Origin of the sequence: Actinomadura luzonensis (assembly GCF_022664455.2) — a bacterium.
GTDB lineage: Bacteria > Actinomycetota > Actinomycetes > Streptosporangiales > Streptosporangiaceae > Nonomuraea > Nonomuraea luzonensis.
This window is the reverse complement of sequence record NZ_JAKRKC020000001.1, coordinates 4,223,634-4,245,017: the sequence shown is the minus strand read 5'-3', so window position 1 is coordinate 4,245,017 and position 21,384 is coordinate 4,223,634. Positions and strand designations below refer to the sequence as shown.

Below are 21,384 nucleotides of genomic sequence, written 5' to 3'. Positions count from 1 at the left end.
GCGGCGAATAAGGCTGGAAAAGACCTTTGAGGAGGGTGGCCCGGATGACTTCGATCGGCGTGGTGGCGGCGCAGGAAAGCCTTTGGCTGGCACAGCGGCTGCGGCCGGAGCCGCCCAACAACGTGGCGGCCGTCTGGGAGGTCCAGGGCGAGCTCGACAGTGCCTTGCTGAACTCCGCGCTGCGGGTCGTGCTCACCGAGGCGCGCACCGTCCTGGTCACGTTCAGGGAGGAGGCCGGGCGGCTGCGCCAGGAACCGCGCGACCTCGGCGCGTGGCGGCCCTTCGCCGCGGACCTCAGCGGGGCGGCCGACCCCGAGGCGGCGGCGCGGGCGTATGTGGCCGAGCTCGCGGCCCAGCCGTTCGACCTGGAGCGGGACGTGCTGTTCCGGGCCGGTCTGCTCACGCTGGGGGAGCAGCGGTCGTTCCTCGTGCTGGTCTGCAACCACGTCGTGACCGACGCCTTCGGCCTGCTCACGCTCGTCTCGCGGCGGATCGCCGAGGTCTACACCGCGACGCTCAAGGGCGACCCCGCTCCCCACTGGCCGGTGGAGGAGCCCGCGGCGCTGCACGAGCGGGACGCGCGCTACCGGGCCTCCGACCGGTTCGCCAGGGACGCCGAGTTCTGGCGGCGCTACCTGTCGGACCCGTCCGCCCCCGCCCGCCTGCCCGGCACCCCCACCCCAGCCCGCGCCAACCCCAGCGGCGTGTGGAGCCACACCGCGCGCGTGCCGCGCGAGGAGGCCGACGCCTGGGAACGGCTGGCCCGCTCGTACGGCGTCACCCTGCCGACCCTGCTGATGGCCGCGGCCGCCGTCTTCTTCCGCCACCTGTGCGACCTGCCCGAGCCGCTGTTCACCGTCACCGTCAACAACCGCTTCGGCGCCACGCGGCGCACCCCCGGGGTCCTGTCGAACCTCGTCCCGATCAGGATCGGCGTGCCCGTCACCGCCGACCTGCCCGCCGTCCTCGACGCGACCCAGCGCGCCAAGACCGAGGTCTTCCGGCACGCCACGCACCAGGTCTCCGACATCCAGCGCGAGACGGGCCGCGCCGGAGCCTTCCGCAGCCCGTTCGGCGCGATCGTCAACATCATCCCCTTCGTCGAAGGGCTGGACCTCGCCGGCAGCACGGCGCACTTCGCCGGCGGCTCGTTCGGCTCGGTGGACGAGCTGATGATCTCCACCTACTTCGACGGCCGGCCCGGCAGCGACCTCCACGTGCGCGTCGACGCCCCGGCGGCGTTCTACGGCGAGCACGACCCGGCCGGCCTGAGCGAACGCCTGATCGCCACCGTCCGCGCCCTGACCGCGCACCCCGGTGCCCCGGCCGGCTCGATCGAGCTCCTGACCGGCCACGAGCGGCGGCGGCTGCTCGACGACTTCAACGACACCGCCGTGCCGCTGCCCGACGCGACGGTGGCCGAGCTGTTCGAACGGCACGCGGCGGCCCGGCCGGACGCCGTGGCCGTGGTCGCCGGCGACGTGACGCTGACCTACGGGGAGCTGAACACCCGCGCCAACCGGCTGGCGCACGCCCTGGCCGGGCGCGGCGTCACGCCCGAGTCCGTGGTGGCGGTCGCCGTGACCCGCTCGGCCGACCTCGTCGTGGCCCTGCTCGGCGTCTACAAGGCCGGCGCCGTCTACCTGCCGATCGATCCCGAGTTCCCGAGCGGCCGGCTCGACTACGTGCTGTCCGACGCCCGGCCGCACGTCCTGGTGACCGACGAGGCGGGGGAGCGGGCCGTGCCGCGCGCGGCCGGGACACCGCGCCTCGGCATCGACGTCACCCGGCAGGAGGGCGGCGAGGACGACCCGCCCGCGCGGGCCCGCCCCGGCAACGTCGCCTACCTCATGTACACCTCCGGCTCCACGGGCACGCCCAAGGGCGTCGCCATCACCCACCGCAACCTCGTGGCGCTCTTCGCCGGCACCGAGCGGTGGTGCCGCTTCGGCCCGGACGACGTGTGGTCGTGCTGCCACTCGCAGGCGTTCGACGTCTCCATGTGGGAGCTGTGCGGCGCCCTGCTGCACGGCGGCCGCATCGTCCTGGCCACCTGGGACGTCGTGCGTTCCCCCGACGCCCTGTGGCGGCTGCTGCTCCGCCACGGCGTGACGGTCCTGAGCCAGACGCCCTCCGCCTTCTACGAGCTGTCCGCCAACCGGCCCGCCGACACCTCGGGGCTGCGGCTGCGCATGGTGGTCTTCGCCGGCGAGGCCCTGGACCCGGCCCGGCTGCGCGGCTGGTACCCCGGCGCGACGCCCGGCGCGCCGGTGCTGGTCAACATGTACGGCATCACCGAGACCACCGTCCACGTCACCTACCTGGAGATGCTGGCGGAGTTCGCCGAGCGCGGCGCGAGCCCCATCGGGGTGCCGATCGGCAACATGCGGATGTACGTGCTCGGGCCCGGCCTCGCCCCGGTGCCGCCCGGCGTCATCGGCGAGCTGTACGTCGCCGGCGCGGGCGTCGGCCGCGGCTACCACGGCCGGGCCGCACTCACCGCCCAGCGTTTCGTCGCCTGCCCGTTCGGCCCGCCCGGCGCCGTCATGTACCGCAGCGGCGACCTCGCGCGCTGGGCCGCCGACGGCCGCCTCGAGTTCATGGGACGGGCCGACCACCAGGTGAAGATCCGGGGCTTCCGCATCGAGCCCGCCGAGATCGAGGCCGCCCTGGAGCGGCACCCGGGCGTGTCGCAGGCCGCGGTGATCGCCCGCGAGGGCCGCGGGACCGGCGGCAGGCAGCTCGTCGCCTACGTCGTGCCGCGGGACGCGGGCGGCATCGGCGGCGGGGAGGCGGTCGACTTCCGCGCGGGCGCCGACGCGGGAGAGCTGCGCGCGTTCGTGTCGGGACGGCTGCCCAAGTACATGGTCCCGGCCGCGTTCGTGCTGCTCGACCGGCTGCCGCTGACCACCAACGGCAAGCTGGACCGGCGGGCCCTGCCCGAGCCCGTGTTCGCGGGCGGCGACTACGTCGCTCCCGGCACGCCCGCCGAGGAGGTCCTGGCGGAGGTCTACGCCGAAGTGCTCGGCCTGGACCGGGTCAGCGCCGAGGACGACTTCTTCACCCTGGGCGGCGACAGCATCCGCGCCATCCAGGTCGTCTCCCGGGCCCGCGCCCGCGGCCTCGCGCTCAGCCCGCGCGACGTCTTCGAACGCCGCACCGTCACCGACCTCGCCGACGCGGCCGGGACCGGCCCCGGGAGCGCGCTGGAGGAGCTGGACGGCGGCGGCACCGGCCCGATGCCGCTCCTGCCGGTGGCCCGCGAGGCCGCCGCGCGCGGCCCCGCGTTCGCGCGGTTCGCGCAGTGGATGGCGGTGACCCTGCCGCCGGGGATCGACCACGCCGGGCTGGTCGCGACGCTCACCGCCGTGGTGGACCACCACGACGTGCTGCGCTCCCGGCTCGACGGCGGCGACCTGCGCGTGGAGCCGGCCGGCTCGGTGCCGGTCGCCCGCCTGATCCGCCGCGTCGGGCACCCGGACGAGGTCCGGCCCGCCCTGGAGGCCGCCCAGCGCGAGCTGGACCCGGAACACGGCTCGATGCTGCGCTTCATCTGGCTCGCCCCCTCCGGCGGCGGCGACGGTCCTTCCGGCGGCGGCGCCTCCGGTTCGGCCGGCGCCGTCGCGGGCGGGCGGCTGGTGATTCTCGCGCACCACCTCGTCGTGGACGGCGTCTCCTGGCGCATCCTGCTGCCCGACCTCGCCGCCGCCTGGGCGGCCGTGCGCGACGGCCGCCCGGCCGTCCTGCCGCCCGTGGGCACCTCCATGCGCCGCTGGGCGCACGCGCTGCGGTCGGAGGCGGCCCGCCGCGGGCACGAGCTGCCGGTCTGGCTCGACGTCGTCACCACCGACGAGCCGCGGCTCGGCGCCCGCCCGCTGGACCCCGCCCGCGACGTCGCCGCGGCCACCTCGACCGTGCGCGTCCGGCTGACGCCGGCGATCACCCGCACCCTGCTCGCCCGCTGGCCCGCCGCCTTCCGCGCGGGCGTGGACGAGGGCCTGCTGGCCGCGCTCATGCTGGCGCTGCTGCGCCGCCGCCGCCGCGAGGGCGTGCCGGGCACCGCCGCGGTGATCCGGCTGGAGGGGCACGGCCGCGAGGAGGCCGTGGTGCCGGGCGCGGACCTGTCCCGCACCGTCGGCTGGTTCACCAGCGTCCACCCGGCCCGGCTCGACCTGGCCGGCATCGACGTCGAGCAGGCGTTCGCCGGCGGCCCCGCCGCCGGAGCCGCCATCAAGGCGGTCAAGGAACAACTGCGCTCCCTGCCCGGGCACGGCATCGGGTACGGCCTGCTCCGCCACCTCGACGACGGGACCGCGGCCGAGCTGGGCCGCCACCCCGAGGGCCAGATCGTCTTCAACTACCTCGGACGTCTCGCCGAGGACCTGACCGGCGGCGAGTGGGGGCCCGCGCCGGAATGGCCGGAACTGGTCGCCATGCCCGGCCCCGGCCAGCCCGTCCCGGCCACGCTCCAGGTCGACGCGCTGATCAGCGGCGAGCAGGAGCTGACGGCCCTGTTCACCTTCCCCGACGGTGTGCTGTCCCGCGACGAGGTGCGGGACCTGGCCGAGCTGTGGGCCGCCGCCGTCACGGCACTCGCCGGGCACGCCGCCGCGCCGGACGCCGGCGGCCTGACGCCCGCGGACCTGACGCGCGCCGGCGTGAGCCGCCACCAGCTCGAACGGTGGGAGCGGTCCTGGCCCGGCCTGTCCGACGTGTGGCCCCTGACGCCCCTCCAGTCCGGCATGCTCTTCCACTCGATGCTCGGCGGGACGGGCGCGGACGCGTACCAGATGCAGCTCGTCCTCCGCCTCGACGGGCCGCTCGACCCGGCGCGGCTGCGCGCCGCCGGGCAGGCGCTGCTCGACCGGCACCCGAACCTGCGCGTCGCGTTCGCCGCCGACGAGGCCGGCGACCTCGCCCAGCTCGTGGTGGACGGGGTCCGGCTGCCGTGGCGCGAGCACGACCTGTCCCGGCTCGGCGAGGCCGAGCGGGCCCGCGAGCTGGAGCGGCTGCTGGCCGCGGACCGCGGCGTCCGCTTCGACCCCGCCGTCCCGCCGCTGCTGCGGCTGACGCTCGTCACGCTCGGCGCCGGCCGGGCCGAGCTCGTCCTCAGCACCCACCACGCCCTCCTCGACGGCTGGTCGCTGCCGCGGCTGATGCGCGACCTCCTGCGGCTGTACGCGGCCGGCGGCGAGCCGGACGGCCTGGCCAGGGCCGGCGGGTTCCGCGACTTCCTCGCCTGGCTGGGCTCCCGCGACCAGGAGGCGTCGCTGCGGGCCTGGGCCCGCGAGCTCGACGGCGTGACGGAGCCGACGCTGCTGGCGGCGAGCCTGCCCGCCCGTACCGCCGAGCCGGGCATCGGCCAGACCGACGTCCCGCTGCCGCCCGACGTGGCCGCCGCCCTGTCCCGCCGCGCCGCCGAGCTCGGCGTCACCCTCAACACGCTGGTGCAGGGCGCCTGGGGCGTGCTGCTGGCCGAGCTGACCGGCCGCCGGGACGTGCTGTTCGGCACCACCGTCTCCGGCCGCACCCCCGCGCTGCCCGGCGTCGAGGACCTGGTCGGCCTCCTCATCAACACCGTGCCGGTCCGCGTGCCGTGCGCGCCCGCCGACACGTTCGCGCAGGTGCTCACCCGCCTGCAGGACCGGCAGGCGGCGCTGCTCGAACACCACCACACCGGGCTCGGCGACATCCAGCGGGTCACCGGTCTGAGCACCCTGTTCGACACGCTCGTCGTGTTCGAGTCCTACCCGGTGGACCGGATCGGCCTCGCCGAGGCCAACAGCACGGCCGGCCTCGCGGTCACCGGCGTCCGGCCGTACACCGCGACGCACTACCCGGTCGCGCTGCTGGCCGCCGCCGACCCTCGCCTGCGGCTCACCGTGCAGTACCAGCGGGACCGGCTCTCCGGCGCCGACGCCGACCGGCTGGCGCGGCGCGTCGTGCGCGTCCTGCGGCGCCTGGCCGACGACCCGGAGGCCCGCCTCGCCACGCTCGACCTGCTCGAACCCGGCGAACACCAACGGCTGCGGCAGCTCAACGACACCGCCGTCGCGACCCCGCCGCTCACCGTCCCCGGCCTGGTCGAACGGCAGGCGGAGCGGACGCCCGACGCCCCGGCCGTGACCTCCGGCGGCCGTACCCTCACCTACCGCGAGCTGAACACCCGCGCCAACCGGCTCGCCCACGACCTGATCGCCCGCGGCGCGGGCCCCGAGACCGTGGTGGCGCTGGCCCTGCCCCGGTCCGCGGAGCTGGTCGTGGCCCTGCTCGGCGTCCTGAAGTCGGGCGCGGCGTACCTGCCGATCGACCCGGGGTTCCCCAGCGAGCGGCTGGAGTACGTGCTCGCCGACGCCCGTCCCGCGCTGCTGCTGACCGACGCCGCCGCCGGGCGGGCGGTGCGCGACGCGCGCGTCCCGCGCGTCCACCTCGACGAGCTCGGCTCCGGGCCCGGGCACGACCCGCGCACCGGGCTGCTGCCCGGCAACACCGCCTACCTCATGTACACCTCCGGCTCCACCGGCGAGCCGAAGGGCGTCGCGATCACCCACGGTAACGTCGTCAACGGCGTGCTGCGCCTCAACGACGTGCTCGGCCTGCCGCCGCGCGCCCGGATGCTCGCGGGCACCTCGGTCAGCTTCGACGTGTCGGTGTTCGAGCTGTTCAGCACGCTCTGCCGGGGCGGGACTGCCGAGATCGTCAGGGACGTGCTCGTGCTCGGCGAACGCGACGGCTGGACCGGCGGCGTGATCAGCACGGTCCCGTCCGCCTTCGCCGAGCTCGCCGGCGCGCTCGCCGGGCGGGTCACGGCCGACGCGGTCGTGTTCGCGGGCGAGGCGCTGCCGGCCTCGCTCGTCCGGCAGGCCCGCACGGCGCTGCCCGGCGCGAAGATCGTCAACGCGTACGGGCAGACGGAGACCTTCTACGCCACCACCTGCGTGCTCGGCACGGCCGCCACCCGGAGCGGCAGCGGCGGCGCCCCCATCGGCAGGCCGCTCGGCAACATGCGCGTGCACGTGCTCGGTCCCGGGCTCAGGCCGGTGCCGCCCGGCGTCGCGGGCGAGCTCTACGTCACCGGCGCCTGCATGGGGCGCGGCTACCACGGCCGGCCCGCCCTGACCGCCGACCGGTTCGTCGCCGACCCGTTCGGCCCGGCCGGCTCGCGCATGTACCGCACCGGCGACCTGGCCCGCTGGAACCCGGCCGGCGAGCTGGAGTACCTGGGGCGGCTGGACGACCAGGTGAAGATCCGGGGCTTCCGGATCGAGCCGGCCGAGGTCGAGGCGGCCCTGGCCGCGCACCCCCACGTCGAGCAGGCCGTGGTCGTGGCACGCGACGGCCGGCTGGTGGCCTACGCGGTGGGCCGGGTCGAGGCCGAGACCCTGCGCGGCTTCGTCCAGGGCCGGCTGCCGGAGTACATGGTGCCCTCCGCGGTCGTGGTGGCGGCGGCGCTGCCGCTGACGCCGAGCGGCAAGGTGGACCGGGCCGCGCTGCCCGCGCCCGAGTTCGGCTCGTCGGCCTACCGGTCCCCGTCCACCAGCGACGAGGAGGTCCTGTGCGGGCTGTTCGCCGAGGTGCTGGGGGTGGAGCGGGTCGGCGTGGACGACGACTTCTTCGCCCTGGGCGGGCACTCGCTGCTCGCCACCCGGCTGGTCAGCCGCATCCGCGCGGCGCTCCGCGTCGAGGTCCCCATCAGGACCGTCTTCCAAGCCCCCACGGTCGCCGAACTGGCCCCTCACCTGACGCCCGGCCTGGCGGTCCGGCCCCCGCTGCGGGCGCTCGCCACGCGGCCCGCCCGCCTGCCGCTGTCCTTCGCGCAGCGCCGGTTGTGGTTCGTCGATCGGTTCGAGGGTCCGTCGTCGACGTACAACCTGCCGGTGGTGTTGCGGTTGTGCGGTGAGCTGGATGTGCCGGCGTTGCGGGCGGCGATCGGTGATGTGGTGGGCCGGCACGAGAGTTTGCGGACGGTGCTGGTGGAGGACGCGGACGGGGTGCCGGGGCAGCGGGTGGTTCCGGTGGGTGAGGTGGTGGTGGAGCTGCCGGTGTCGGAGCCGGTGGAGGTGGGGGCGGCGGTGGCGCGGGCGGTGGCGTATGAGTTCGATCTGTCGCGGGAGATCCCGGTGCGGGCGTGCTTGTTGCGGGTGGGGGCGGGTGAGCACGTGCTGGTGTTGTTGTTGCATCACATCGCGGCGGATGGGGAGTCGGCGGCGCCGTTGGCGCGGGATCTGTCGGTGGCGTATCGGGCGCGGCTGGCGGGGCGGGTGCCGGGGTGGGCGGAGTTGCCGGTGCAGTACGCCGATTACACGTTGTGGCAGCACGAGTTGCTGGGTGATGAGCGGCTGGTGGGTGCGCAGGTGGGGTATTGGCGTGCGGAGTTGGCGGGGGTGCCGCAGCCGGTGCGGTTGCCGGTGGATCGGCCGCGGCCGGCGGTGGCGAGTTATCGGGGCGGGACGGTGGGGTTCCGGTTGGAGCCGGGGTTGCTGGCGGCGGTGGAGGGGGTGGCGCGGCGTGGTGGGGCGACGGTGCCGATGGTGTTGCAGGCCGCGCTGGCGGTGTTGCTGCATCGGTTGGGTGCGGGTACGGATGTGGCGATCGGCTCGCCCATCGCCGGCCGCACCGACGAGGCCCTGACCGACCTGGTCGGACTCTTCCTCAACACCTGGGTCCTGCGGGTGGACCTGTCCGGGCGGCCGTCGTTCGAGGACGTCGTCGCCCACGTCCGGCGTAAGGCGATCGCCGCCTACGACAACCAGGACGTGCCGTTCGAACGGCTGGTGGAACTGCTCAACCCCGAGCGCTCCACCGCCTACCATCCGCTGTTCCAGGTCATGTTCGCCTGGCAGAACACCCCGTGGCCGCACCTCGACCTGCCAGGGCTCGACGCCACGATGGAGCAGGTCTCCCCGGGGTCGGCCAAGTTCGACCTGTTCTTCAACCTCGCGCCCGACGGCACGGGGACGCTGGAGTACGCCACCGACCTGTTCGACCGGTCGTCGGCGGAGCGGCTGGCCGAGCGGTTCGCGGACGTCGTCCGCCAGGTCACGGCCGACCCGGCCGTCCCGATCGCGGCGGTGCGGGTGCTGACCGGCCAGGAGCGGCAGCGGCTCCTGCACGAGCACAACCGCACGGCGGCGCCGGTCGAGCCGGCCGACCTCGCCGGTCTCGTCGAGCGGCAGGCCGCGCGCGCTCCCGGCGCTTCGGCGCTGACCTGCGGCGGCCGGACGCTCACCTACGGGGAGCTGAACCGGCGCGCCAACCGGCTGGCGCACTGGCTGCTGGCCCGTGGCGCGGGCCCGGAGCGGCGGATCGCGGTCCGGCTGCCGCGCTCGGCGGAGCTGGTGGTGGCGTTGCTGGCGGTGGCCAAGACCGGCGGCGCCTACGTCCCCCTCGATCCGGCCTACCCGCCGGCCCGGGTGGAGTTCGTGCTCGACGACGCCGCCCCGCTGCTGCACCTGACCGGCGAGCCCGACCTGACCGGCCTCCCCGACACCGACCCCGCCCGCCGCCCGTTGCCGGGCAGCGCCGCCTACGTCATCTACACCTCCGGCTCCACCGGCACCCCCAAAGGCGTCGTGATCAGCCACGAGGCGCTGGTCAACTTCCTCACCGACATGCGCCGCCGCTGCCGCCTGTCCGATCAGGACCGGCTGCTGGCGGTCACCACCGTCGCCTTCGACATCGCCGCGCTGGAGCTGTTCGGCCCGCTCACCACGGGCGGTCACGTGATCCTCGCCGAACACCCCGACCCGCCCCTGCTGGCCGACCTGATCACCCGGCACGACATCACGCTCATGCAGGCCACCCCGTCGCTGTGGCAGATGATGACCGCCCACGACCCCGCCCGGCTGGCCGGTCTGCGCCTGCTGACCGGAGGCGAGGCGCTGCCCGCGCACCTGGCGACCCAGCTGCGCGAGCACGCGGCCGAGCTGACCAACCTCTACGGCCCCACCGAGACCACCATCTGGTCCACCGCCGCCACCGTGACCGGCCCGCCGACCATCGGCCGGCCCATCGCCAACACCCGGGTCTACGTCCTGGACCCCTACCTGCAACCCGTCCCCGCCCAGACCCCCGGCGAGCTCTACATCGCCGGCACCGGCCTGGCCCGCGGCTACCACCACCGGCCCGCCCTGACCGCCGACCGATTCGTCCCCGACCCCTTCCACCCAGGACGCATGTACCGCACGGGAGATCTCGTGCGGTGGAACCCAGCCGGCGAACTGGAGTACCTGGGACGACTGGACGACCAGGTCAAGATCCGCGGCTTCCGGATCGAGCCGGGCGAGGTGGAGGCGGTCCTGGCCGCGCACCCCGACGTCGAGCAGGCCGTGGTCGTGGCACGCGACGGCCGGCTGGTGGCCTACGTGGTGGGCCAGGTACAGGACGAGGCGTTGCGGAGCTTCGCGCGCGAGCGGCTGCCGGAGTACATGGTGCCGCTGGTGATCGCCCTCCAGGCCCTGCCACTGACGCCGAACGGCAAGGTGGACCGGGCCGCGCTGCCCGCGCCCGAATTCGGCTCGTCGGCCTACCGGCCCCCGTCCACCAGCGACGAGGAGGTCCTGTGCGGGCTGTTCGCCGAGGTGCTGGGGGTGGAGCGGGTCGGCGTGGACGACGACTTCTTCGCCCTGGGCGGGCACTCGCTGCTCGCCACCCAGCTCGTCAGCCGCATCCGCGCGACGCTCCGCGTCGAGGTACCGATCCGGATGCTCTTCGAGTCCCCGTCCGTAGCCCGGCTGGCGCAACGCCGGCAGGAGCTGTCCGCGTCCGTCAGAGCGCCGCTCCGCAGGATGACCGAAAGGTGACCGTCATGATCCCCCTGTCCTTCGCGCAGCGCCGGTTGTGGTTCGTCGATCGGTTCGAGGGTCCGTCGTCGACGTACAACCTGCCGGTGGTGTTGCGGTTGTGCGGTGAGCTGGATGTGCCGGCGTTGCGGGCGGCGATCGGTGATGTGGTGGGCCGGCACGAGAGTTTGCGGACGGTGCTGGTGGAGGACGCGGACGGGGTGCCGGGGCAGCGGGTGGTTCCGGTGGGTGAGGTGGTGGTGGAGCTGCCGGTGTCGGAGCCGGTGGAGGTGGGGGCGGCGGTGGCGCGGGCGGTGGCCTATGAGTTCGATCTGTCGCGGGAGATCCCGGTGCGGGCGTGCTTGTTGCGGGTGGGGGCGGGTGAGCACGTGCTGGTGTTGTTGTTGCATCACATCGCGGCGGATGGGGAGTCGGCGGCGCCGTTGGCGCGGGATCTGTCGGTGGCGTATCGGGCGCGGCTGGCGGGGCGGGTGCCGGGGTGGGCGGAGTTGCCGGTGCAGTACGCCGATTACACGTTGTGGCAGCACGAGTTGCTGGGTGATGAGCGGCTGGTGGGTGCGCAGGTGGGGTATTGGCGTGCGGAGTTGGCGGGGGTGCCGCAGCCGGTGCGGTTGCCGGTGGATCGGCCGCGGCCGGCGGTGGCGAGTTATCGGGGCGGGACGGTGGGGTTCCGGTTGGAGCCGGGGTTGCTGGCGGCGGTGGAGGGGGTGGCGCGGCGTGGTGGGGCGACGGTGCCGATGGTGTTGCAGGCCGCGCTGGCGGTGTTGCTGCACCGGTTGGGCGCGGGTACGGACGTGGCGATCGGCTCGCCCATCGCCGGCCGCACCGACGAAGCGCTCAAGGACCTCATCGGGCTGTTCGCCAACACCTGGGTGCTGCGCGTCGACCTGTCCGGCGACCCCTCGTTCGAGCAGGTGGTGGACGAGGTGCGGCGCAAGGCGCTGAACGCCTACGACAACCAGGACGTGCCGTTCGAACGGCTGGTGGAACTGCTCAACCCCGAGCGCTCCACCGCCTACCATCCGCTGTTCCAGGTCATGTTCGCCTGGCAGAACAACACCCAGGCCGACGCCGACTTCCCCGGCCTGCGGGTGACCTACGAGCCGGTCGGCACGGGCACCGCGAAGTTCGACCTGTTCTTCAGCGTCTCGCCCGACGGCACGGGGACGCTGGAGTACGCGAAGGACCTGTTCGACGAGGGGTCCGCGCAGCGGCTCGCCGACCGGTTCGCGGACGTCGTCCGCCAGGTCACGGCCGACCCGGCCGTCTCCGTGGGAGCGGTGCGCGTGGTGACCGCGGACGAACGGCGGCACCTGGTGGCGGAGGTCAACGACACCGCCGCGCCGCTGCCGCGTACGACCCTGGCCGACCTGGTGGAGCGGCAGGCCGCGCGCGCTCCCGGCGCTCCGGCGCTGACCTGCGGCGGCCGGACGCTCACCTACGGGGAGCTGAACCGGCGCGCCAACCGGCTGGCGCACTGGCTGCTGGCCCGTGGCGCGGGCCCGGAGCGGCGGATCGCGGTCCGGCTGCCGCGCTCGGCGGAACTGGTGGTGGCGTTGCTGGCGGTGGCCAAGACCGGCGGCGCCTACGTCCCCCTGGACCCGGCCTACCCGCCGGCCCGGGTGGAGTTCGTGCTCGACGACGCCGCCCCGCTGCTGCACCTGACCGGCGAGCCCGACCTGACCGGCCTCCCCGACACCGACCCCGCCCGCCGCCCGTTGCCGGGCAGCGCCGCCTACGTCATCTACACCTCCGGCTCCACCGGCACCCCCAAAGGCGTCGTGATCAGCCACGAGGCGCTGGTCAACTTCCTCACCGACATGCGCCGCCGCTGCCGCCTGTCCGATCAGGACCGGCTGCTGGCGGTCACCACCGTCGCCTTCGACATCGCCGCGCTGGAGCTGTTCGGCCCGCTCACCACGGGCGGTCACGTGATCCTCGCCGAACACCCCGACCCGCCCCTGCTGGCCGACCTGATCACCCGGCACGACATCACGCTCATGCAGGCCACCCCGTCGCTGTGGCAGATGATGACCGCCCACGACCCCGCCCGGCTGGCCGGTCTGCGCCTGCTGACCGGAGGCGAGGCGCTGCCCGCGCACCTGGCGACCCAGCTGCGCGAGCACGCGGCCGAGCTGACCAACCTCTACGGCCCCACCGAGACCACCATCTGGTCCACCGCCGCCACCGTGACCGGCCCGCCGACCATCGGCCGGCCCATCGCCAACACCCGGGTCTACGTCCTGGACCCCTACCTGCAACCCGTCCCCGCCCAGACCCCCGGCGAGCTCTACATCGCCGGCACCGGCCTGGCCCGCGGCTACCACCACCGGCCCGCCCTGACCGCCGACCGATTCGTCCCCGACCCCTTCCACCCAGGACGCATGTACCGCACCGGCGACCTGGCCCGCTGGAACCAGAACGGCGAACTGGAGTACCTGGGACGGCTCGACGACCAGGTCAAGATCCGCGGCTACCGCATCGAGCCGGGCGAGGTCGAAGCCACCCTCGCCGCGCACCCCCACGTCGAGCAGGCCGTCGTCGTGGCACGCGACGAGCGCCTGGTCGCCTACGTGGTCCCGGCCGTCCGCGGCACCGACGAGGGCGCCACCGCCCAGGTCGAGGAGTGGCAGCACGTCTACGACCAGGCGTACGCGGACTCCGCCGCGGCGGAATGGGCCGACGACTTCTCGGTCTGGACGTCCAGCTACACCGGCGAGCCGATCCCCATGGAGGACATGCGGGAATGGCGGGACGCGGCCGTGGCGGGCGTCACCCGGTGGTCGCCGCAACGGGTGCTGGAGATCGGCGCGGGCAACGGCCTGCTGCTGTCCAGGATCGCGCCGGGCACGCAGGAGTACTGGGCGACCGACTTCTCCCCTTCGGTCATCGAGCGGCTCCGGCCCGAGGTGGGCCCGAACGTCCGGCTGCTGTGCCGGCCGGCCGACGACGCGGACGGCCTGCCCGAAGGGCACTTCGACACCGTCGTGCTCAACTCCGTCGCGCAGTACTTCCCCGGCACCGGCTACCTGGACCGGGTGCTGCGCCAGGCCTGGCGGCTGCTGGCCCCCGGCGGCCGGATCGTGGTCGGCGACGTCCGGCGGGCCGCCACCCTGCCGCTGCTCCAGGCGGCCGTCCAGCGGGGACGCCGGCCCGAGGCGCCGGCCCCGGCCGTCCGCGCCCTGGTGGAGCAGGCGCTGCTGGTCGAACGGGAACTGGTGGTGGATCCCGAGTGGTTCGCCGCCTGGGCCGCGTCGCACGAGGCCGGCGCGCTCGACGTGCGGCTCAAACCGGGCGGCCGCCACAACGAGCTGACCAGGCACCGCTACGAGGTCGTGCTGCACAAGCAGCCCGTGCGGCCGCTGCGGCTCGACGACGTCGGGACGGTCCCGTGGACCGGGCTGGACGACGTCCCCGACGACGGGCCGGTGCGCGTCACCGGCATCCCCAACGCCCGTCTCGCCGGGGAGGCCGCGACGGCCCGCGCGCTGTCCGTGCTGGCGGGCCCGCCGCCCGCCGGGCCCGCGCTGGACCCGCACGAGCTGACCGCCTGGGCCCGCGAGCGGGGCGGCACCGCCCTGGTCACCTGGTCCCCGGCGGGGGCCGAGTGCTTCGACGCGATCGTGCTGCCCGACGGCGTGCCCGACGACCAGGTCTGCGCCGGGACCTTCGCCCCGGCCGCCGCCCGCGACGGCCGGGCCTGGGCGAACGAGCCGGCCGCCGCCCGCGAGATCGGCGCGCTCGGCGCGCTGCTGCGCGCGCACGCGCGGGAGCGGCTGCCCGAGTACATGGTGCCCGCCACCGTGGTCGCGATCAGCCGGGTGCCGCTGACGGCCAACGGCAAGCTCGACCGCCGCGCGCTGCCCGCCCCCGGCCAGGCCGGCTCCGGCACCGGCCGCGCCCCGCGCACCCCGCGCGAGGAGAAGCTGTGCGGGCTGTTCGCCGAGGTGCTCGGCGTGGACCGGGTCGGCGCCGACGACGGCTTCTTCGACCTGGGCGGCCACTCGCTGCTGGCCACCCGGCTGGTGAGCCGCATCCGCACCGTCCTCGGCGTCGAGCTGCCGATCCGCGCCCTGTTCGAGACGCCCACGCCCGCCGGGCTGGCCGACCGGCTCGGCGGCGGCCACCGGGTGCGCCCCCGGCTCGCCCCCATGCCGCGGCCGGACCGGCTGCCGCTGTCGTTCGCGCAGCGCCGGCTGTGGTTCATCCACCGCTTCGAGGGGCCGTCGCCGACGTACAACCTGCCCATCGTGCTGCGGCTGACCGGCGAGCTCGACGTGCCGGCGCTGCGCGCCGCGCTCCTCGACGTGGTGACCAGGCACGAGAGCCTGCGCACCGTCTTCCGCGAGGACGCCGAGGGCATGCCGTACCAGCACGTCGTCCCGCCCGGCGAGGTCGTGCTCGACATGCCCGTCACCGCCCCCGCCGAGCTGGAGGAGGCGGTCGTCCGCGCCGTCGGGCACGAGTTCGACCTGGCCGCGGAGATCCCGGTCCGGGCGAGCGTGCTCCGGGTGTCGCCGCGCGAGCACGTGCTCGTCCTGCTGGTCCACCACATCGCCGGCGACGGCGGCTCCTCCGCCCCGCTCGCCCGCGACCTGTCCCGCGCCTACGCGGCCCGGCTGGCGGGCACGGCCCCGCGCTGGGCCGGCCTGCCCGTCCAGTACGCGGACTACACGCTGTGGCAGCGCGACCTGCTGGGCGACGAGAACGACCCGGACAGCCTGGTCTCGGCGCAGACCCGCTACTGGCGCGGGGAGCTGGACGGAGTTCCGCAGCCCGTCCAGCTCCCCACCGACCGTCCCCGCCCGGCCGTGGCCGGCAACGGCGGCGACGCCGTCGCCGTCCGGCTCGGCCCCGCCGTGCTGGCCAGGGTCGAGGAGCTGGCCAGGGAGCGGGGCGTGACCGTCCCGATGGTGCTGCAGGCCGCGCTCGCGGTGCTGCTGTGGCGGCTCGGCGCCGGCGACGACGTGACGATCGGCTCGCCGATCGCCGGCCGCACCGACGAGGCGCTGGAAGACCTGGTCGGCTTCTTCGTCAACACCTGGGTGCTGCGGGTGGACCTGTCCGGGCGGCCGTCGTTCGGCGAGCTGCTCGGCCGCGTCAAGGGCAAGGCCCTGGCCGCCTACGACAACCAGGACGTGCCCTTCGAGGACCTGGTGGAGCTGCTGAACCCGGAGCGGTCCACCGCCTACCACCCGCTGTTCCAGGTCATGTTCGCCTGGCAGAACAACGCCCCGAGCGCGAGCGCGATGCCGGGCCTGCGGGTCCGGCTGGAGCCGGTGACCACGCGCCGGGCCAAGTTCGACCTGTTCCTCAACCTCTCGCCCGACGGCGCCGGCACGCTGGAGTACGCGACGGACCTGTTCGACCGCGGCACCGCCGAGGCCGTCGCCGCCCGCTTCGCCCGCCTCGTGGACCACCTCGTGACCCACGCGGGCGACACCATCGGCGGTGGCGACGTGCTGCTGCCGGGCGAGCGCGAGGAGCTGCTGGCGCGGGCGGGCACGGCCCGCGACACGCGCCGGACCCTGCCCGAGCTGTTCGCCGCCCAGGTGCGCCGCACCCCGGACGCCGCGGCCCTGACCGGCGGCGGGGACGAATGGACCTACGCCGAGCTCGACCGCTGGTCCGACCGCGTCGCCCGGCACCTCATCAGCCGCGGCGCGGGCCCTGAGCGGCGGGTGGCGCTGCTGCTCGACCGCTCGCCGCTGCTGGTCGCGGCCATCCTGGGCGTGGTGAAGAGCGGCGCGGCGTACGTGCCGATCGACCCGGACTTCCCGCCGGACCGCGTCGCCTACATGCTGCGCGACGCCGGGCCGGTGGCCGTCCTGGACCAGGAGTGGGCCGCGCGGTTCCGGGACGAGCCGCAGGACGGCCCGCCGCCCGCGGCCCGGGTGCGGCCGGACAACGCCGCCTACGTCATGTACACCTCCGGCTCCACCGGACGGCCCAAAGGCGTGGAGATCACCCACCGCAACGTCGCGGACCTCGTGCTCGACGACTGCTGGGGGCCGGCGCACCGGCGGGTGCTCGTGCACTCCCCGCACACCTTCGACGCCTCCACCTACGAGCTGTGGACGCCGCTGACCTCCGGCGGCACCCTCGTGCTGGCCCCGCCGGGCAAGCTCTACCTGGCGGCCATGGCCGAGGCCGTCGAGCAGGGCGGGGTCACCGGCCTGTGGCTGACGGCCGGCCTGTTCGCCGTCATGGCGGAGGAGCACCCGGGCTGCTTCGCCGGCGTGGAGGAGGTCTGGGCCGGCGGCGAGGCGCTGCCGCCCGAGGCCGTGCGGCGCGTGCTGCGGCCCGGCCTGGCCGTGGTGAACGGCTACGGGCCCACCGAGACCACCACCTTCGCCGCCCGGCACCGCGTCCGCGAGCTGCCGCCCGGCGCCGAGAGCGTGCCCATCGGCGAGCCCATGCGGGGCATGCGGCTCTACGTGCTGGACGAGGGCCTGGAGCTGGCGCCGCCGGGCGTGGCGGGCGAGCTGTACCTGGCGGGGGAGGGGCTCGGGCGCGGCTACGTCGGCCGCCCCGGGCTCACCGCCGAGCGGTTCGTCGCCTGCCGCCACGGCCGGCCGGGCGAGCGCATGTACCGCACCGGCGACCTGGTCCGGTGGAACGCCGCCGGCCGGCTGGAGTACCTGGGCCGCGTGGACGACCAGCTCAAGGTCAGGGGGTTCCGCATCGAGCCCGCCGAGATCGAGGCCGTGCTGCTGGAGGACGCGGGGGTCGCCCGGGCCGCGGTGATCGCCCGCGAGGACCGCCCGGGGGACCGCAGGCTGGTCGCCTACGTGGTGCCCGGCGCCGCCCTGGCCTCCGGCGACGAGGCGGCCGAGCACGTCCGCGAGTGGCGGCAGGTCTACGACTCCATGTACGAGGGCGGCGAGGTGCGGCCCGGCCCGCTCGGCGCCGACTTCACCGGCTGGAACAGCTCCTACACCGGCCGCCCGATCCCGCTGGAGGAGATGCGGGCCTGGCGCGACGCCGCCGTGGCCCGCGTCCTCGCGCACCGGCCGCGCCGGGTCCTGGAGCTGGGCGTCGGCTCCGGCCTGCTGCTGGCCCCGCTGGCGCCGCACGTCGAGGAGTACTGGGGCACCGACTTCTCCGCCCCCGTCATCGACCGGCTGCGCGGCCAGGTGGCCGGGCAGCCGTGGGGCGGGCGCGTCACCCTGCGCTGCCAGCCCGCCGAGGACGCCGCCGGCCTGCCCGCCGGCCACTTCGACACCGTCGTGCTGAACTCCGTCGTGCAGTACTTCCCCGACGCCGGCTACCTGGCGCAGGTGCTCGACCTCGCCATGGGCCTGCTGGCCCCGGGCGGGCGGATCGTCGTGGGCGACGTGCGCAACCTGGCGACGCTGCGGGCCTTCCACACCGCCGTGCACCGGGCCCAGCACCCCGACGACCCGCCCGCCGCCGTGCGGGCCGCCGTCGAACGGGCCGTGCTCGCCGACAAGGAGCTCGTCCTCGACCCGGAGTACTTCACGGCGTGGGCCGCGCGCAACACCGCCGTCGGCGCGGTGGACGTGCAGCTCAAGCGCGGCGGCCACCACAACGAGCTGACCAGGCACCGCTACGAGGTCGTGCTGCACAAGCAGCCGGTGCGGCCCATGGACGCGGCCGGCGTTCCCGTCCTCACCTGGGGCGAGGACGTCAGCGCGCTCGCGGACCTGCGTCCCGGCGGCCCGGTGCGGCTGACCGGGCTGCCCAACGCCCGCCTGCTCAGCGAGGCCGGCCCCGCGGGCGGCGTCGACCCCGAGGCGTTGTGCGCGTGGGGCGCGGCGCGCGGCCTCACCGTGCGCTGCACCTGGTCGGCGACCGACCCGGACGGCTTCGAGGCGGTGCTCACCCCGTCGGCGCGGACCTGCGTGACCGGCGTCTTCCGGCCCAGCGGCGTGCGCGGGCGGCTGGCCAACACCCCGACCGTCGCCCGCGGCGTCGGGGCGCTGCTGGCCGGGCTGCGCGAACGCGTGACCGGCAGGCTGCCCGAGTACATGATGCCGAGCGCGTTCGTGGTGCTCGACCGGCTCCCGCTGACCCGCAACGGCAAGCTCGACCGGGCCGCGCTGCCCGAGCCCGAGTTCGCGGGCGGCGTCTACCGGGCGCCGCGCGACCAGCGGGAGGAGACGCTGGCCAGGCTCTTCGCCGAGGTGCTCGGCCTGGACCGGATCGGCGTCGACGACGACTTCTTCGCGATGGGCGGGCACTCGCTGCGGGTCATCCGCCTCACCTGGCGCATCCGCGCCGAGCTGGGCGTCGAGGTCCCCATCAGGACGGTCTTCCAGGCGCCCACCGTCGCCGAGCTGGCCGCGCACCTGGACGCCGCCCAGCCACCCGAGGGCCAGGACCCGTTCGCCGTGGTGCTGCCGATCAGGACCGGCGGCCGGCGGGCGCCGCTGTGGTGGTTCCACTCCGGCGGCGGGCTGTGCTGGCCGTACATGGGGTTCGCCGCGCACCTGCGCGAGGACCACCCCGTGTACGGCGTGCAGGCCCGCGGCTTCGACCGCGCGCACCCGCGGCCCTCCTCGATCGAGGAGATGATCGACGACTACCTGGCGCAGCTCCTCGCCGTCCAGCCCGAGGGCCCCTTCCACCTGCTCGGCTGGTCGCTCGGCGGCACGGTCGCGCACGCCGCCGCCGCCGAGCTGCAGCGCCGCGGCCACGAGGTGGCGCTGCTGGGCCTGCTGGACTGCGCGCCGGCGAGCTACTTCACCCGGCACGCGCCGGACGACCCCGACCCCGGCCAGGTCAGGGAGTTCTTCGAGAAGTACATGCGCCACCTCGACGACATGGACGAGTACGACCTCATCGTCGAGACGTCGGCCTCGCTCATGGTCGAGCACACCGCGATCATGAAGAGGTTCCGCTCGCCCGTCTACCGCGGGACCACGCTGTTCTTCAACGCGCTGCTGAACCCCGAGGACTACACCGCGCTGTGGCGGCCGCACGTCGAGGGGGAGCTCAGGCAGCACGACATCCGCTGCACCCACCAGGAGATGTACCGGCCGGAGCACGCGGCCGAGATCTGCCGGATCGTCAATCTCGCGCTCGGGGAGGACTGACCGTGCCGTCCAGCTACGACACCTACGACGTGGTGGGCATCGGGTTCGGGCCGTCGAACCTCGCCCTCGCCATCGCGCTGGAGGAGGAGGCCGCGGAGCTCTCGGCGGTCTTCTTCGAACGGCAGCCGTCGCTCGGCTGGCACCGCGGCATGCTGGTGCCCTCGGCGAAGATGCAGGTCTCGTTCCTGAAGGACCTCGCCACCTTCCGCAACCCGCGCTCGCGCTTCGGCTTCGTCTCCTACCTGCACGCGGCCGGGCGGCTGCCGCAGTTCGTCAACAACCAGGACTTCTTCCCGACGCGGGAGGAGTTCCACTCCTATCTGGAGTGGGCGGAGTCGCGGCTCACCCAGCGGCCGGTGTACAACGCCGAGGTGGTCGCGCTGCGCCGGCCGGCGCACCGGCCGGGCGGCTGCGTCGAGGTGGAGCTGCGCAGGCACGCCCACGCGGGCGGCGAGTGGCGCATCCTGGCCCGCAACGTCGTCATCTCCACCGGGCTGGTGCCGAAGCTGCCGCCGGGCGTCGAGCGCGACCAGCGCGTCTGGCACAGCTCCGAGTTCCTGGACAACTTCCGCGCCTGGGACGGCGGCGCGATCAGGCGCGCGGCGGTGGTCGGCGCCGGGCAGAGCGCGGCGGAGATCGCCAGGTTCCTCTACGACGAGGTGCCGGGGGCGCACATCTTCGCCGTCATGCCCTCCTACGGCTACTGCGTCGCCGACGACACGCCCTTCGCCAACCGGGTCTTCGACCCGGCCGCGGTGGACGTCTACTTCGACGGCTCCGAGCCGTCCAAGCAGGCCATCTGGCGCTACCACGGCAACACCAACTACTCCGTCGTGGACGACGAGGTCATCCAGGGCCTGCACCGCCGGGCCTACGACGAGGAGCTGCGCGGCACCAGGCGGCTGTCGTTCCTGCCCATGACCCGGGTGCGGGGCGTCAAGCGCGTCGCCGACGACACCAGGATCTCGGTGCACTCGCTGCTCACCGACGACCACGACGACTTCGAGGTCGACCTGGTGGTCTTCGCCACCGGCTACGACCCGATGGACCCGGGCCGCGTCCTCGGCGAGCTCGACCGGCACTGCCTGCGCGACGCGGCCGGCCGCTACCGCGTCGAACGCGACTACCGGATGGTGACGGACCCGGACCTGGACTGCGGCATCTACCTGCAGGGCGGCACCGAGCACAGCCACGGGCTGAGCTCGTCGCTGCTGTCGAACATCGCGGTCAGGAGCGGCGAGATCGTCGCCTCGATCCTGGAACACCGGAGCAAAGGAGTCCGATGATGAGCACGAACCCGTTCGACGACGCCGACGGCCGGTTCTACGTCCTGGTCAACGACGAGGAGCAGCACTCGCTGTGGCCGTCGTTCGCCGAGGTGCCGGCCGGCTGGCGGGTCGTGTTCGGCGAGGAGGACCGGGTGGCCTGCCTGGAGTACGTCGAGCAGCACTGGACGGACATGCGCCCGCGCAGCCTGCGCGAGGCCATGGCGGCCGACCCGAACTGACCCAGGCGCTCCCCGG

At 74.9% G+C, this 21,384-nt stretch carries 4 protein-coding genes; all 4 read left to right on the top strand.

The annotated features are described in order from the left end of the window. The first annotated feature begins 44 nt into the window (after positions 1 to 44). The 4 genes from MF672_RS20565 to MF672_RS20550 are packed head-to-tail and all read left to right on the top strand — an operon-like array spanning position 45 to position 21,368. Positions 45 to 10,802 carry a non-ribosomal peptide synthetase gene (locus MF672_RS20565; RefSeq protein ID WP_247815339.1) on the top strand — a complete coding sequence of 3,586 codons (10,758 nt, stop codon included), beginning with the start codon at positions 45 to 47 and terminating at the stop codon, positions 10,800 to 10,802. A 5-nt stretch (positions 10,803 to 10,807) separates the two neighbouring features. Next, complete coding sequence (locus MF672_RS20560; protein ID WP_247815338.1) at positions 10,808 to 19,861, top strand: non-ribosomal peptide synthetase; 9,054 nt, start codon at positions 10,808 to 10,810, stop codon at positions 19,859 to 19,861. A 2-nt stretch (positions 19,862 to 19,863) separates the two neighbouring features. Next, positions 19,864 to 21,147 (top strand): lysine N(6)-hydroxylase/L-ornithine N(5)-oxygenase family protein, encoded by a 1,284-nt coding sequence (locus MF672_RS20555; RefSeq protein ID WP_308210507.1) that lies wholly within the window; start codon positions 19,864 to 19,866, stop codon positions 21,145 to 21,147. After that, positions 21,147 to 21,368 (top strand): MbtH family protein, encoded by a 222-nt coding sequence (locus MF672_RS20550; RefSeq protein WP_242378350.1) that lies wholly within the window; start codon positions 21,147 to 21,149, stop codon positions 21,366 to 21,368. The genes MF672_RS20555 and MF672_RS20550 overlap by 1 nt, the downstream gene beginning before the upstream one ends. Positions 21,369 to 21,384 lie beyond the last annotated feature (16 nt).

Bases quoted from the DNA above. Each gene is read 5' to 3' on its own strand.
- MF672_RS20565 (WP_247815339.1), top strand. From the start codon at position 45: ATGACTTCGATCGGCGTGGTGGCGGCGCAGGAAAGCCTTTGGCTGGCA.
- MF672_RS20560 (WP_247815338.1), top strand. From the start codon at position 10,808: ATGATCCCCCTGTCCTTCGCGCAGCGCCGGTTGTGGTTCGTCGATCGG.
- MF672_RS20550 (WP_242378350.1), top strand. From the start codon at position 21,147: ATGAGCACGAACCCGTTCGACGACGCCGACGGCCGGTTCTACGTCCTG.